We start from the raw sequence: 15,048 nt of genomic DNA on the forward strand, positions 1-15,048 counted from the left end.
TGCATCATCCTTCCGCTGTACCGTTTCCTTTGCCGTGCTGCATCCGATATTCCTTTGGCGTCGATCCGGTTACCTGTTTAAATCTGCGAATAAAGCTTGAAACGTTGTAGTAACCGACCTCCTCCGCGATCGACTTCAGCGTCGCGTCGCTCTCCAGCAGCAAACGCTTTGCCGTTTCCATGCGGAGGTTCGTCGTGTATTCCAGCAGCGTAAGTCCGGTTTGCTCCTTGAAATAAGCGCTCATGTTCGGCAGCGCAATGCCGAATTCTCGGGCCATGTTCTGAAACGAAAAATCGAGACTCAAGCCGTGCTTTTCGATATGTTCAAGGATCGCGTCGATGGAACGCCGGCTGTCCATCGCCGTAGCCGCCGTTGCAGCCGCGGACGCGGCCAAGGTCTGCGACAGGTCCGAACAGGCTGACCGAATCAATTGTTCGAAAGCGTCCAGCGTCTCGAGCCGTTCCAAGGAAAAAACGTCCGGATACGCCGCGGAACCCTCTTCGATGATGCCTAACTCCACCCAGGCTCGATTCACCGTACGAATAATCTCATAGCAGAGCGCCCGGACCGCGATCAACGGCGGCTGCTTCGATCGGATCGCGGTAACCATGGCGTTCATGCTGGATTCCACGCCGGGAGCGTTGCCGGAACGAACAGCGGCGCGAACCTGTTCCAGTTCATCATGAAAGTACGTATCTACAGCGTCCTGATTCGGCGTGATGTCTTCGAAATATATAGTGCGATCGTTGCCGTGAATGAATCGGTAATCGATGGCCGTGTTCGCCTCCAGGTACGACGTAGGAATCCCCGCGAGATCGCAGCGCGTGCCGACGCCGAGCGTCACAGGCTTTGCGACGACGTTCCGCACCGCGGCGCGGAATCGTTCCATTCCCTTGTGGTCCGCTTCCGTCGACATGCTGTCGATCGCGATCAAGAATATGTACCGGTTGCTGTCGAAATGCTCGATTCCGAAGCCCTTGAAGCCTTCCGGCAGCAGCTCTTCTAGCGCATGCGCGGTCCATCGGCGCTCCTCTTTCTCGCTGGGCAGTTCGACGATCGCGACCCGGAAAGCGAAGTTCGCCGACAGAAAACCGCCCTCTTCCCCTTCTTCCGCCAGCGCTTCGGCCGTGTCGAAATCCCCTTTCAATAAGGAAAGCAGCCAATGCTTCTTTGCCGCGGCCGCATGGGACTTCATCTTCTCGTCCAACTGACGGTTTTGAAGGGCCAACGAGTTAATCGCGAAACGAACCGTCTCCAACTCGTTCATCGCCCTCGCGCCGAGCGGCACGATGCGCTCGGTCTCCATCTTCAACTGGCGAATCGGGCGGTAATTCCACCGCATGCCGAAATAAACGAATAACCCGCCCGTCAAAAAAATTAGGAGCAGTCCGTATTGGAACATCTTCTGAGCTTTCCACACCTTGTCGAGCACGTGGCGTACGGGGAGAAGCGTCGTAAACTTCCATCCCGTTTGCTCCGATTTCACCATAAACAAATAATACTCTTCGCTGTCGAGCACGATTTTTCGGTACGCGTCGTCGCCGTGCCCTTCGAACAACGCGGAGATTTCCTCGACTCGATCGTGGAAGGAATCGCCGACGCCGGTCACGATCCGATTATCCCGATCTAATACCCAAGTAGACCCCCCGGTGTGTACTTGATTGGACAAAATTTTCCGTATAGAGCTCTCCTGTATTAAATAAACGAGCGTCGCGTATGGTTGATTATCTCGCGGATGAATCGGTATCAAGATGGGGACCACCCGCCTGCGATCGACCAAATTCAGAGTCGGCGGTCGCACCTTGGGCTCCGCCAACGTATTGAGATCTTCGAAGATTTCCTCCTCCGACCAGTTATCGAATCGGTAGATTTGTCTCGTGAGCATCGGAAGCGAATACACGCTGTTGTTCGTAAACACCGAGGCTTCCCCTCGATAATACAGCCACATCTCGTCGACGAACGGATTGCCCATATAATATCGTCTCAGCTCTTTCACAATTCCCCACGCTTTGTAACCGGGGTCGCCCGAGGCGCGGTATTGAGCGAGATGGTTTTCCTTCACCATCATTTGATAAGTCGTATCCTCCACTCTCTTCAACTGATCGTCCATTACGTATCTGACTTTGTCGAGTAGATTGACGTTCCCCGTAATGACTTCGTCCTGCAGTTGATCGACGAAGTAATGATACACGACGAAAGACATGATCGAGATCGGCAGCAATAAAATCGTTATATATGTCATTAAATACTTGAAGAAAATGCGACTTTGCTTCGCCCGCGCCATCCGGTTCCTCCTTTCGTAAAGCGATGAAAAACGGATCGGGGCTGGACGCTGAGCGTCCAACCCACTGAACGCTATTTCCGGTTTTGGAATCGTTCGTAAGCCGCTTGATAGATTGCGATCGCTTCTTCGATTCTCATCTTGCTCAGCGTATCGCGGAATTGTTCGTAATTGTCGATCGGCTCGTTACCCATGATGAACTTCACCCACATCTCCCTGGAGTACGTCTCTACTTCGCTCATGATGCTGCCGAGCGTCTGACTTTCTTCGCCCGTGAACGTAAGCGCGGGGAGCAGCAAGGAACGGTCGGCGTCGTACCACTTCTTGTTCGCTTCCGCCGCTTCCGGATATTTCAATTCGAAGGCGGCCCAGGCGTCGAAGCTCATCACCTTCACCATCCCCGTAGTCGGCAGCGCGTATTTCTTTACGGCGTCGGACGGAGAGAAATCGGGGTGTTTGAAGACTTCGTCGGTATATTTCTTCTTGCCGTTCTCGACGACATAGCTCTTGCCTTCGATGCCCCAGTTTTGCAAATCGCTGCCTTCCGGGCCGATCATGAAGTCCAGCAGCTTGACCGCGGCAACCGGGTCTTTGGCTTGCGAGCTGATGACGGCACCCTCGAGCGGAACGTTCTGCACCATCTGAGTGTGTCCGCTGTACGATTTGCCGGCCGGGCCGATGGGCGGACTTAAGCCTATAAGCTTAAAGTCCGGAACTTGCGCCTGCATTAAGTCTTTAAAGTTGTTAATGCCGGAAATGACGGCCGCGTAAGAGCCGATCGTATTATTCGCGAATTTCGCCTCGAACGCCTTCTTATCGAGCGCCGCGAATTCACTGTCGATCAAGCCTTCTTCGTACCATTTGTTCATCGTGGTCACATAGTCCTTGAATGCCGGCTCGTACGGACCATACGTCACTTTTCCGGTTTGCGGGTTCAAATGGAACGTATTCGCCAAAATGCCGTAGCTCGTAGCGAACGAACTGATCGAGCTCAAGGTGTCGCCGCGCTCGCCCAGCGGTATTTCGTCCGCGACGCCGTTGCCGTTCATATCGTTTTCTTTAAACGCTTTCAAGACTTTGTACCACTCGTCGATCGTCGTCGGCGCCTGAAGATTCAGCTTGTTCAACCAGTCCTCGCGGATGATATGTCCGGAATACGCGATCCGGTGCATGTCGATATCGATCTGAGGAAATTTCGCGATCGTCCCGTCATCCATCATGATCTGCTTTTTAATCTCCGGATGCTCGTCCAGAATTTTCTTGTAATTAGGCGCATGCTCCTCGATTAAATCGTTCAGCTTCAACGCGATGCCTTCCTGGACGAGCTTTTCGACGCCGCCCGGATAATTTCTCGGCACGAACATGATGTCCGGATACGAGCCGGATGCCAACATAATATTGAATTGCGACCCGTCGCCTGGAAGCTGGAAATTGATTTTCGTATTAGTACGTCTTTGAATCTCCTTGAACCCTTCGATTTCCTCGAAGCCTTTCACGGCTTTCGCTTCCATGTTCGTGTTCATAAAGAAAGATATTTCCACGGGTCCTTGTTGTTCCTTCTGCGATGTAGAACCCTTGTCCGATTGCGCCGGGGCGGCCGCGCCGCCGCCTTCGTTCCCGCCCGCGTTGCAGCCGGCCAGCGCCGTTGCGGCGATCGCGATACAGCTTACGAGAGTCAACTGTGTTCTCTTTTTCATACCTCTAAGAGCCTCCCTATATTTATTATACATGTTCCCTGCGATGGCACCTTTTCTTTCCGGCATCCCCCCTTTCGCGAATCGGCGAATGTTACCCCTTCAGCGCGCCGATCATAACCCCTTTCGTGAAATGCCGCTGAATCAACGGGTACAAGACCAAGATCGGAACGGTCGCCACGACGATCGTCGCATGCTTGACGACCTCGCCCAGGAACGGGTCGCTGTCCGTCGTCAGGTTGGTCATGTCGTTCATGCTGTTTTGGATCAAAATTTCTCTAAGCACTAACTGCAGCGGGAACAAATCGCGGTCGCGCAAATAAATCAATGCGCTTGCCCAAGCGTTCCAGTGTTGTACGCCGTAAAACAGCACCATAACGGCCAAAAGCGGGACCGAGAGAGGGAGTATGATTTTCCAAAACACCGTCCAATCCGATGCTCCGTCCATCTTAGCCGACTCCTCCAGCTCATAGGGAATCGACTGGAACGACGTACGCATAATGATCAAATTCCATGTCGCGATCAAGCCGGGCACGATCAGCGCCCACCGCGTATCGAGCATGCCGAGATGTTTGACCAGCATGTAATCCGGAATCAAGCCGCCGCTGAAAAACATAGTGAACACGATCATCATCATCATGTATTTCTTCCAAAACAAATCCCTGCGGGACAGGACGAAAGCGAACAACGCGGTGAAGAACACATTCATGACCGTACCGACGGCAACGTAAAACAACGTATTTCGATAACCGACGCCGATCATCGGATTGAGCAGGACCAGACGGTATCCCTCAAGGAAGAAGCCCTGGGGCTTCCACAGGATGCCCGTATGTTTAATCAGTTCGGACGGCGTGCTCAGCGATGCGAAAACCACGTAGAGGAAAGGATATAACGTAATCAACATTAAGACGGTTAACAATGCGTAATTGCATGTGTCGAACAGTTTATCTCCGAAAGACGATTTCATCATCCCTGCGCTCCCCCTACCATAAGCTTGTTTCGCTGACCTTGCGGCTGACGCGATTGGCAAGGATCAAAAGTGCGAAGTTAATGGTTGCATTGAATAATCCGACCGCCGTACTGTGGCTGTAATTCGCCTCCAGTATGCCTCGCCGGTAGACGAAGCTGGAGATGACGTCCGCGGTTTCGTAGGTCTGCGGATTGTACAGCAGGATAATTTTCTCGAATCCGACGTTCATCATCCCGCCGATTTGCAGAATCAGCAAAATGACGATCGTAGGCATAATACCGGGCAGCGTCACGTGTACCATTTGCTTCCAGCGATTCGCGCCGTCGACGGTCGCCGCATCGTAAAGCTGCGGATCGATCGCCGTCAAAGCGGCGAGATAAATAATCGATCCCCAACCGATGCCCTGCCAGATGCCTGAACCGATATAGATGGTTCGAAACAAATCGGGATTCAACAACAAATTCTGCGGCTCCGCTCCGAACCAACCTAGGATCGTATTCAACAATCCGTCTTTAGAGGAAAAATCGACCAACATCCCGCAAATGACTACGATCGAAACGAAATGCGGCAAATACGTAACCGTCTGAACCATTCGTTTGAACATCGTTTTGCGTACCTCGTTCAAAAGCAGCGCAAGGATGATCGGGGCCGGGAAAGCGAACAGCAGCTCGTATACGTTGATCATGATCGTGTTTCGCAAAATTCTCCAAAAGTAATAGCTTTGAAAGAAATCCACGAAATGCTTGAACCCTACCCAAGGACTGCCGAGGATTCCCTTGGTCGGCGAGAACTCTTTGAAGGCGATCAAGGCGCCGTACATGGGGATGTACTTGAAAATCAAGTAATATGCCACGCCGGATAACGACAGGAGGTAGAGCAGTTTATTTTTCTTAAAATCCTTTCCCAGCACCGCCGCAGTCTCTTGAAACCGAGAGCGCATCCCGGCCTTCCCCGCGATGGCCGTCGCGTTTTTCTGCATGCTGCCAACCCACTCCTTTTGTCTTTTTGGTAACGAAAACATACCACCGTTGACAGCGCTTACACAATGCTCATTATTTATGTGCAGTTTTTATGATTCGCCGAAAAAGACCGGAACGGCGCGGGTTTTCGGTCTTCGATTTTCCTTATTCGGCAGATCGGCCAGCGCATGATTGACTTAAAAACAGAAAGAAACCCAACGCTGGTTGGGTTTCCGGGAATGTGCAAACATTTAGATGTGAAGGCGGTGTTCATTATATCCGAAACTTCTGCAAACGTTCGTTAAGCCCTCGCGTTTGCGTATAAACGTCCTTGTACACTTCGAACAGCTCCGCGTACCGCTGAACGTTCTCGGGCTTCGGCTCGTACGCGGCGCCGTACCGGAGGAACGCCGACGCGCATTCGGCGAGCGAGCCGAACCAGCCGCAGCCGACCGCCGCGAGCATCGCCGCGCCCATGCCCGGGCCCTGCTCGTTCTGCAGCGTCGCGATTTCGGCGCCGAACACGTCCGCCTGCATCTGAAGCCACACGGGGTTCTTCGCGCCGCCGCCGATCGAGAGAATGCGGCCGACGGACTTGCCCGCGGCGCGGAACAGCTCGATCGACTCGTTCAGCGAGAACGTGATGCCCTCCATGACGGCGCGGGCGAAATCGATGCGCGTATGCGACGCGTCCATTCCGACGAAGCTGCCGCGAATGACGGCGTCCGCGTGCGGCGTCCGTTCGCCGACGAGATACGGCGTGTACAGCAGCCCCTTCGAGCCGATCGGCACGTCGCCGACGGTCGCGAGCAGCTCGCCGAACGGCACGCCCGGAGCGAACGTGTCGCGGAACCAGCCGAGGCTGTGCCCCGCGGACAGCGTGACGCCCATTGCGTAATACGCGTCTTCCTGCGCATGGTTGAAGAAATGCACCTTCCCCGCGAAGTCGCGGTCCTTGTCGCGCTCGTACCCGAGGATGACGCCGGACGTGCCGATGCTGCACATCGTCGCGCCCTCGCCGAGAATCCCGGCGCCGACGGCGCCGCACGCGTTGTCCGCGCCGCCCGCGAACACCCTCGTTCCGCTCGTCAGACCGGCCTCGGCGGCGACGTCCGGCAACAGCGTGCCGACAAGCGCCGTCGAGTCGACGAGCGGCGGGCAGAGCGCCAGGTCCACGCCGACGCGCTCGCACACGTCCGCGCTCCACGCCTTCGCCCGCACGTCGAGCAGCAGCGTCCCCGCCGCGTCGGAGAGGTCCATCGCGATGTCGCCCGTCAGGCGGTACCGCACATAATCTTTCGGCAGCACGAACGTCGCCGCTCGCGAATACAGCTCCGGCTCATGCTCCTTCACCCACAGCAGCTTCGGCAGCGTGAAGCCTTCCAGCGCCGGGTTGCGCGTAATGTCGAGCAGCTTGCCGCCGAGGGCGGCCTCGATGTCGCGGCACTGCTTCGTCGTGCGGGTGTCGTTCCATAAAATCGCGTTGCGCAGCGGACGATGCTCTGCGTCGAGCAGCACGAGCCCGTGCATTTGGCCCGAGAAGCTGATGCCTTCCACGTCGCCCGCCGGCACGCCGGAAGCGCGTACGACGTCCGCGAGCGCGTTCACCGTCTCCCGCACCCAATCCTCCGGCCGCTGTTCGCTGTACCCGGACCGTTCCTGCAGCAGCGGATATTCCCGCGTCGCCTCTCCCGCGATGCGCCCTTCCCGGTCGACGAGCAGCGCCTTCACCGAGCTCGTACCGAGGTCTACGCCGATGACGTACTTCATCCCGAACTCTCCTCTCTATGGAAAGGGGGCCCCCTCCGGAGACCCTCATCCTTTTCGTTGCAAGTCTATTTAGAAAATGTATTCGTTCAACAGGGAGCGGATTTGCTCCAGACGGCCGGATTTGTTTTGGATCTCGCCTTTGTCGATGATGTACGCCTCAAGCGATTTGAAATCCGCCTTCCCGCTGACGATCTCGAGGCCGATGCCGGAGCGGAAGCTCTCGTAACGCTCTTCGAGCACTTGGTCGAGCACGCGCTCCTCGATAAGACGCGCCGCCGCCTTCAAGCCGCGCGCGAACGTGTCCATCCCCGCGATATGCGCGTAGAACAAGTCTTCCGCGTCGAACGACTGACGGCGAACCTTCGCGTCGAAGTTGACGCCGCCGCTGCCGAGGCCGTCGTTCTTGACGATTTCGTACATCGCGAGCGTGACCGACGCCAGATCCGTCGGGAATTCGTCGGTATCCCAGCCGAGCAGCGTATCCCCTTGGTTCGCGTCGATCGAGCCGAGCATGCCGTTGATGCGGGACACATGCAGCTCGTGTTCGAACGTGTGGCCCGCGAGCGTCGCGTGGTTCGCTTCGATGTTCAGCTTGAACCGGTCGTCGAGGCCGTACGTCTTCAGGAACGCGATCGTCGTCGCCGCGTCGAAATCGTATTGATGCTTCGACGGCTCCTTCGGTTTCGGCTCGATCAGGAACTGGCCTTTGTAGCCGATTTCGTCCGCGTAGTCGACCGCCATGCGGAGGAAGCGCGCCAAGTTGTCGAGCTCCAGCTTCATGTCCGTGTTGAGCAGCGACTCGTAGCCTTCGCGGCCGCCCCAGAACACGTAGTTTTCGGAGCCGAGCTCAAGGCCGGTTTCGAGCGCTTTCTTCACCTGCGCGGCAGCGTAAGCGAACACTTCGGCGTTGCTGGACGTAGCGGCGCCGTGGACGAAGCGCGGGTTCGTGAACATGTTGGCCGTGTTCCACAGCAGCTTGACCTTGCTCGTCTTCATATAATCTTTCATCATGCCGACGATGACGTCGAGGTTTTTATTCGTTTCGCGCAGCGTGTCGCCTTCCGGCGCGATGTCGCGGTCGTGGAAGCAGAAATACGGGATGCCGAGCTTCTCGTAAAATTCGAAGGACGCTTCGACGCGGCGCTTCGCGAGGTCGAGGCCGTTCGAGCCTTGCCACGGGCGGATCGCCGTGCCGACGCCGAACGGGTCGGAACCTTCGCCGACGAACGTATGCCAATAGGCGACTGCGAAACGGAGATAGTCCTCCATGCGGCGGCCGAGCACGATTTCGTCCGGGTTGTAATGTTTGAATGCTAACGGGTTTTTCGATTGCTTGCCTTCGTATTGGATCTTGCCGATGCCTTGGAATACGCTCATGAGTGCAAACCTCCCGATTAAATCGTCACGTCGCCGCCGCGAATAGCGCTTACATCTCCGTCTCTCCGGCTGCGGAACGACCGTGCGTTTGAGATCAGTGTAGCACGGAACACTTTGTTTGTCGATACAACAAACTAAGTTTCATCATTTTCATTTTTTGTGCTATGATGGTGAAAAATCAACGAACGAAGGTTTCGCGACAAAGGGGCGGACGAACGCGGCATGAAGCTGACCGGGGACCAAACGTACATCAAACGAATGAACAAATCGCTCGTGCTGGACACGATCATCGCGCATGCGCCGATTTCGCGCGCCGACATTTCCGCGAAACTCGGGCTGAACAAAGCGACGGTCTCTTCCCTTGTCGCCGAATGGCTCGACGAACGGCTCGTGCTGGAGACGGGCCTCGGCGCCTCGAGCGGCGGCCGCAAACCGGTGATGCTGCTGTACAACGCGCAGGCCGGTTACGCCGTCGGCGTTGACCTCGGCGTCAACTATATCAGCGCCGCGCTGACCGACCTGTCCGGCGTCGTCGTCGCGCGGGAGCGGCAGCGGCTGCGCGACGCGGAGCCGGGCGCGGTGCTGGAGCGCGTCGTCGGCCTCGTCCGCGCGCTGACGGCGCAGGCGCCGGCGTCGCCCTACGGCGTCGTCGGCGTCGGCGTCGGCGTGCCGGGCATCGTGGACGGCGACGGCGTCGTCCTTACCGCGCCGAACTTCGGCTGGCGCGACGTCCCGCTGCGCGCCATGCTGGAAGACGCCGCTGGCCTTCCGGCGTGCATCGAGAACGAGGCGAACGCCGGCGCGGTCGGCGAGCAGCGGTACGGCATCGGGCGCGACGCGTCCGACGCGGTGTACATCAGCGCCGGCGTCGGCATCGGCACCGGGCTCATCGTCGGCCGCGACCTGTACCGCGGCGCGTCCGGCTTCTCCGGCGAGCTCGGCCATATGACGATTCAGGCCGACCAAGGGCTCCCGTGCGGCTGCGGCAGCTCGGGCTGCTGGGAAATGTACGCATCGGAGAAGGCGCTGCTGCACCGTCTCGCGCCTCATCCGGAGCGCGAAGACCTCGAGAGCGTCCTGCGCCTTGCGGACGAAGGCGACGCGGCGGCGGCGGACGCCCTCTCGGACATTGGCCGGTATCTCGGCATCGGCGTCGCTACCATCCTGAACGCGTTCAACCCGGAGATGGTCATCGTCGGCAACCGGCTCGCCCTCGCCCGCGCGTACGTGGAGCAGCCGCTGCTCGACGCCGTCGAGCGCCGCTCGCTGCGCCAGCATCGCCGCCGCGCGCGCATCGAATTCGCCTCGCTCGGACTCGACTCCGCGGCGCTCGGCGCCGCCTCCCTTGCGATTTCGCGGTTTCTCGCCGCCGCGAAGGCGGGGGAGCAGGCGTGACGTTCATGAAGTTAGCGCCCTTACGAACGATCGTCGTCGTTTGGGGGCACGAAAACGAAAAAAACGCCCCCCGGGCGTTTTTTCGTTCCTGCTATTGTTGCCGATCCGCTTCGTGCCTCCCTAGCAGCGGCAATCGCACCGCGCGCTTCGTGACGTGAGACCGGACGACGGCGTCCAACACCTCTTGGTTACGAAACCCGTCCAGGAAGCCGGGAAGTCCGTCCGCAGTTCCGCCCTCGAGCAGCGCCAAGAAATCCTCGTACTGCTTCGTCTTGCAGCGGTTCGGCACCTCCAGCGTCGTCCTCGCCAGCTGACCGGGCGCCTCCTCGCGGATTCGGACCACCCGGTCCGGGTCCAGCGTCGAGGCGTGAATCGTGCCGCGATCGCCGTAAATCGACACTTCGTGCTGGTTGCCCGAGCCGACCGCGTTCCGCGTCGTTTGGAATACGCCGACGCTCCCGTCCGCCATTCGCGCCCCGAAGCTGGCGAAGTCGTCGACCTCGACGCGAACGGGCTTCCCGCTCGAGGGATCTCTCCGCTCGGGGATGATCGTATGCAGCATGGCGGTAAGCTCCTCGAATTCGCCGAACAAGTACCGCGCCATGTCGATCATGTGCGAGCCTAAATCGCCGAGCGCGCCCGTACCGGTGATCTCCTTATTGTACCGCCACAAATAAGGCGTGTCGTAGATCGCGGAGCCCCAGCCCTGCAGGTACTGTATCGAAAAGCTGCGCACCGCGCCGATCGCTCCGCCGCGAACCAGCTCTCGCGCATAGCGGAATGCCGGCGTATACCGGTACGTAAAACCGATCATCGCGGGCACCGGCCTCCGTTCGTACAGCTCCAACAGCGGCACCGCCTCCTCGAAGACGCGGGTGAACGGCTTCTCCGCGAGGAACGGTTTCCCCGCGAGAAGGCAAGCGCGGACGATATCCGCATGCACATGGTTCGGCGTGACGGACACGATCGCATCGACGTCCGGATCGTCGATGAGCCGCACGAAATCGGAGTAACGCTTCTCCTCGCCGAGGCCCAACCGGCCGCCGACGTTCGCCAGCGCCTCCGCGTCGACGTCGCTCACGGCGACGACCCGGAACCGGCCGACGGCGTCCATCCAGTGAATATGCTCCCGCGCCATGCCTCCCAGACCGATCAACCCGATGCGATACTCGCGCTTCATGCCTTCACCCCGATTCGCTCCAGCGGCTTCGCGTTCCCGTAAACCGGTCGGCTGCGCCGAACGGGCCGCGCCCATTGCACCGCGTTCGCGATGACGCGCTGAATATCTCGATGATGATACGTAGGATAGGTTTCGTGTCCGGGCCGGAAATAAAAAATTTTTCCGCTGCCGCGGAAGTACGCGCAGCCGCTGCGGAACACCTCCCCGCCCTCGAACCAGCTCGTAAAAATTAATTCGTCCGGCGCCGGAATGTCGAAATGCTCGCCATACATTTCTTCCTTCGGCAGGTCGATGTACTCCCCGATGCCTTCGACGATCGGATGGCCCGGCGACACGACCCACAACCGCTCCTTCTCGTCCGCTTCGCGCCATTTCAGCTCGCAGCTCGTTCCCATTAACGTCTTGAATATTTTCGAGAAATGTCCGGAATGAAGGACGATCAGCCCCATGCCGTTCAGCACGCGCTCCCGCACCTTCCGTACCGCCTCGTCGCTTACTTCTTCGTGAGCCAGATGTCCCCACCAGATGAGGACGTCCGTCTCGTTCAACGCTTCGTCCGTCAGGCCGTGCTCCGGCTCATCCAACGTCGCCGTTCTAGTTTCGTACCCCGCCTCCGCCAAGAAGGACGCGATCGTCCAATGGATGCCGTCTGGGTAAATGTCCCTGACGATACAATTTCTTCGCTCATGTCGATGCTCGTTCCATACCATCACTCTCGCCGCCATCGGCCAACGCCTCCTCCGAGATGAATGCCTCCTAACGAATCGCGCCGCCCCGCGGCGTCTTGCCGGCGGGGCGGGCATGAACGCCGGCCGCTTATTCGACGTTCATATAGCGCTCGTATGCGTCTTCGTAGATTTGAATCAAGCGCTGCAGTCCCATTTCGTTGAGCTGCTGTACGTAGGCGTCCCAGCCTTCGTCGATGCCGCCTTTCGTCACCCATTGAGCGCGGGTGCTCGCGATATAGCTGTTGATGTCGGTCGTGAGCGTCGGCAATTCTTGATACTCCTCCGCCGTATGCATCACCTCCGGGTACGGCTCGGTAACGAACTGCTTCCCGAGCTTGTCGAGCTCCAGCTTCAGGCCGTCGCCTGTCGTCGGATCGAGCTTAATATTTTTCTCGAAGCCGGGGCTTACGTATTTCGGACCGAAATCGCGCAGCGAATTTTCCCAATACCATGCATCCGCGCTAGTCCCTTCGGGCGGAGCCATCAGCGAATACGTCCCGTCGCCGTGTTTCTCGATGGAGGTGCCGATGGCGCCCCAGAAATTCTGAATGCTCGCTTCGGCCGTATAGAACTGGTCGATCCATCGCGCCGTCGCTTCCGGATGCTCGTTGAAGGTCGTGATCAGCACTTCGTTGCGCCGGAAGCTCATCCCTTCCGGGCTTCCCTCCTGATATCGCTTGCCGTCCGGTCCGGCGATGGGCGCCAGAGTGACGTATTGATCGCTCCACTTGCCGAATACGGCGTCCGGCGTCCATTGGTACGTAAATCCGATGAGCGGCGCGTCCGGATTTTGCCGCTTCGCGCTGAGCATCGTGCCGTCCTGCGTGAACGTTTCCGGATCGATCAACCCTTCCGCGTACAGCTTATGCGCCCATTTCAAGCCCTCTTTATACTGTTCCGACGTAGGGAAGTATACGGGCTTGCCGTCCTGAATCATCATGAGATTCCCTCTAAGATTCGTGATGCCGAAAGGCATGAGCAGCTGCAGTTCGATATCGCCCTCGTTGCTTACGGGGATTTCGTCCGGCTTTCCGTTCCCGTTCGGATCCTGTTCCTTGAAAGCTTTCAGTACCGCGTAAAGCTCCTCGATATTTTCCGGCGGCTCCAATCCCAACGTATCCAGCCAAGCTTTGTTGATGACCGGCTGCGTCGCCGAGACGGGCCGCGACGGCAATCTCGCCGGAAGCGAATACATGTTTCCGTCCGGGAACGTGCTTAGCTTTCGCATGACGGGCGTCTCTTCCATCGCAGCCTTCAAATTCGGCATATACGCGTCAATATATTCGTCGAGCGGCCGGAAGTAAGGCAAGTTATTGATGATATCGGAGTCGCTCAACGCGATATTCCCCATGATGACGTCCGGAAGCTCCCCGCTCGCCAGCATGACCGACTTCTGCTCTCCCCAGTCGTTCGAGGACATCACCTGCCAATTGATCTTCACGTTGGTCGCTTTTTCCAGCTCCTGCAGCCAAGCGTTCTTCGTGAAGCTGTCTCCCATGTTGCCCCAGCGAACGGTCAGCACATCGAGCGTAATCGGTTCGTCCACCAACGGAAGACCCTCTTTATTAAAGCCGATTCCCGTATTGCCTTCGGCGGACGATCCTCCCGCTTCGCCGCCGTCGTTGCAGCCGGCGAGTACGACGGCCGTCGTAGAAATAAGGGCAAGATACGTCATCGCTTTCTTGAACATGCCGATTCCCCCTAGATTTGATAGATGATTCCTTCCGATTCCATGAATAAGTCGGTGCATGACTGCTTTACGCCTTCACGGCTCCGATCATCACCCCTTGATTAAAGTGCTTCTGCACGAACGGATACACGAGCATAATCGGGATCGTCGATACGATGATGACGGAGTACCGCATCATATTGGCGAGCCGAAGCGCGATTTCGGCGGCTTCCCCGCTGCCCATGCTCGACTGCATTTGATTGGTGATCAGAATGTTCCGCAGCACAAGCTGCAGGGGGTATAGATTCTCGTCTTTCAAGTAAATCAAGGCGTTGAAATATGAATTCCAGTGGCCTACCGCGATCCATAACGCCAGCACGGAAAGAATCGCTTTCGAGAGCGGCAGCACGATCTGGAAGAAGTACCGCAGGTTGCCGCATCCGTCGATTTGCGCCGCTTCCCACAAATCGGGAGGGATGCTGTTTTGGAAAAAGGTTCTCGCCACAATGATGTCGAACACGCCGACGGCGAACGGCAGCACCATCACCAAGAATGTATTGTATAACCCGAAGTCACGAATCGTAAGAAACGTTGGGATCAATCCGCCGTTGAAGAACATCGTAAAAATAAAGAACAACGTTATGGCTTTGCGGCCGAACAGATCTCTTCTGGAAAGCGCGTAAGCCGCGGATACATTGACGGCCAGCCCGATCGCCGTTCCGACGACCGTGTACACAAGCGTGTTTCGGTAGCCGATCCAAATATTGGCGTGATTGAGCAGCTCCCGATAGCCGTCCAGCGTGAACCCTTCGGGAAACAGCCACACCTGCCCGTTCCCGACCGCGGAAGGATCGCTGAACGAAGCGATGACGATAAAGTAAAGCGGGTACAGCGTTATCAGCAGCACTATGGCTGCCCATCCGTACAGCAGTCCCTCGAAAATCGTATCGGAAGACCATTTCCTCTTCGGTCCGCTCCGAAACGCCGCATGCGTCGCGATGTTCATCTTGTCTGCCCCTCCCCCT

The 15,048-nt window shown here is 57.6% G+C and carries 11 protein-coding genes; 1 reads left to right on the top strand and 10 read right to left on the bottom strand.

Annotation, left to right across the window (positions count from 1 at the left end; all coding sequences use genetic code 11):
- Positions 1 to 4: 4 nt before the first annotated feature.
- The 6 genes from VE009_RS12835 to xylA form a co-directional block, all read right to left on the bottom strand.
- Positions 5 to 2,284, bottom strand: a complete 2,280-nt coding sequence (locus VE009_RS12835; RefSeq protein WP_325008168.1) for a helix-turn-helix domain-containing protein — start codon at positions 2,282 to 2,284, stop codon at positions 5 to 7.
- A 71-nt stretch (positions 2,285 to 2,355) separates the two neighbouring features.
- Complete coding sequence (locus VE009_RS12840; RefSeq protein WP_325008170.1) at positions 2,356 to 3,978, bottom strand: extracellular solute-binding protein; 1,623 nt, start codon at positions 3,976 to 3,978, stop codon at positions 2,356 to 2,358.
- 91 nt (positions 3,979 to 4,069) lie between these two features.
- The gene (locus tag VE009_RS12845; RefSeq protein WP_325008172.1) at positions 4,070 to 4,945 is read right to left on the bottom strand and encodes a carbohydrate ABC transporter permease; all 876 of its coding nucleotides are present in this window, start codon (positions 4,943 to 4,945) and stop codon (positions 4,070 to 4,072) included.
- A 13-nt stretch (positions 4,946 to 4,958) separates the two neighbouring features.
- Entirely contained in the window at positions 4,959 to 5,885 is a 927-nt protein-coding gene (locus VE009_RS12850) for an ABC transporter permease (protein WP_325008666.1), read from the bottom strand.
- 292 nt (positions 5,886 to 6,177) lie between these two features.
- On the bottom strand, positions 6,178 to 7,674 hold the full coding sequence (gene xylB, locus VE009_RS12855; RefSeq protein ID WP_325008174.1) for a xylulokinase: 1,497 nt from the start codon (positions 7,672 to 7,674) through the stop codon (positions 6,178 to 6,180).
- Positions 7,675 to 7,743: 69 nt separating this feature from the next.
- Positions 7,744 to 9,051, bottom strand: a complete 1,308-nt coding sequence (gene xylA / locus VE009_RS12860; protein WP_325008176.1) for a xylose isomerase — start codon at positions 9,049 to 9,051, stop codon at positions 7,744 to 7,746.
- Positions 9,052 to 9,273: 222 nt separating this feature from the next.
- Here xylA and VE009_RS12865 point away from each other — a divergent pair, with 222 nt between their 5' ends.
- Complete coding sequence (locus VE009_RS12865) at positions 9,274 to 10,446, top strand: ROK family transcriptional regulator (protein ID WP_325008178.1); 1,173 nt, start codon at positions 9,274 to 9,276, stop codon at positions 10,444 to 10,446.
- A 91-nt stretch (positions 10,447 to 10,537) separates the two neighbouring features.
- Here VE009_RS12865 and VE009_RS12870 read toward each other — a convergent pair whose 3' ends face one another.
- The 4 genes from VE009_RS12870 to VE009_RS12885 form a co-directional block, all read right to left on the bottom strand.
- Positions 10,538 to 11,626, bottom strand: coding sequence for a Gfo/Idh/MocA family oxidoreductase (locus VE009_RS12870; protein WP_325008180.1), 1,089 nt, complete (start codon positions 11,624 to 11,626; stop codon positions 10,538 to 10,540).
- Positions 11,623 to 12,351, bottom strand: coding sequence for a ThuA domain-containing protein (locus tag VE009_RS12875; RefSeq protein WP_325008181.1), 729 nt, complete (start codon positions 12,349 to 12,351; stop codon positions 11,623 to 11,625). The genes VE009_RS12870 and VE009_RS12875 overlap by 4 nt, the downstream gene beginning before the upstream one ends.
- Before the next feature lie 91 nt (positions 12,352 to 12,442).
- Positions 12,443 to 14,044 carry an extracellular solute-binding protein gene (locus VE009_RS12880; protein WP_325008183.1) on the bottom strand — a complete coding sequence of 534 codons (1,602 nt, stop codon included), beginning with the start codon at positions 14,042 to 14,044 and terminating at the stop codon, positions 12,443 to 12,445.
- Between the two features lie 67 nt (positions 14,045 to 14,111).
- The gene (locus tag VE009_RS12885) at positions 14,112 to 15,029 is read right to left on the bottom strand and encodes a carbohydrate ABC transporter permease (RefSeq protein ID WP_325008185.1); all 918 of its coding nucleotides are present in this window, start codon (positions 15,027 to 15,029) and stop codon (positions 14,112 to 14,114) included.
- Between the last annotated feature and the right edge of the window lie 19 nt (positions 15,030 to 15,048).

It is taken from the genome of Paenibacillus sp., assembly GCF_035645195.1.
Classification (GTDB): domain Bacteria; phylum Bacillota; class Bacilli; order Paenibacillales; family YIM-B00363; genus Paenibacillus_AE.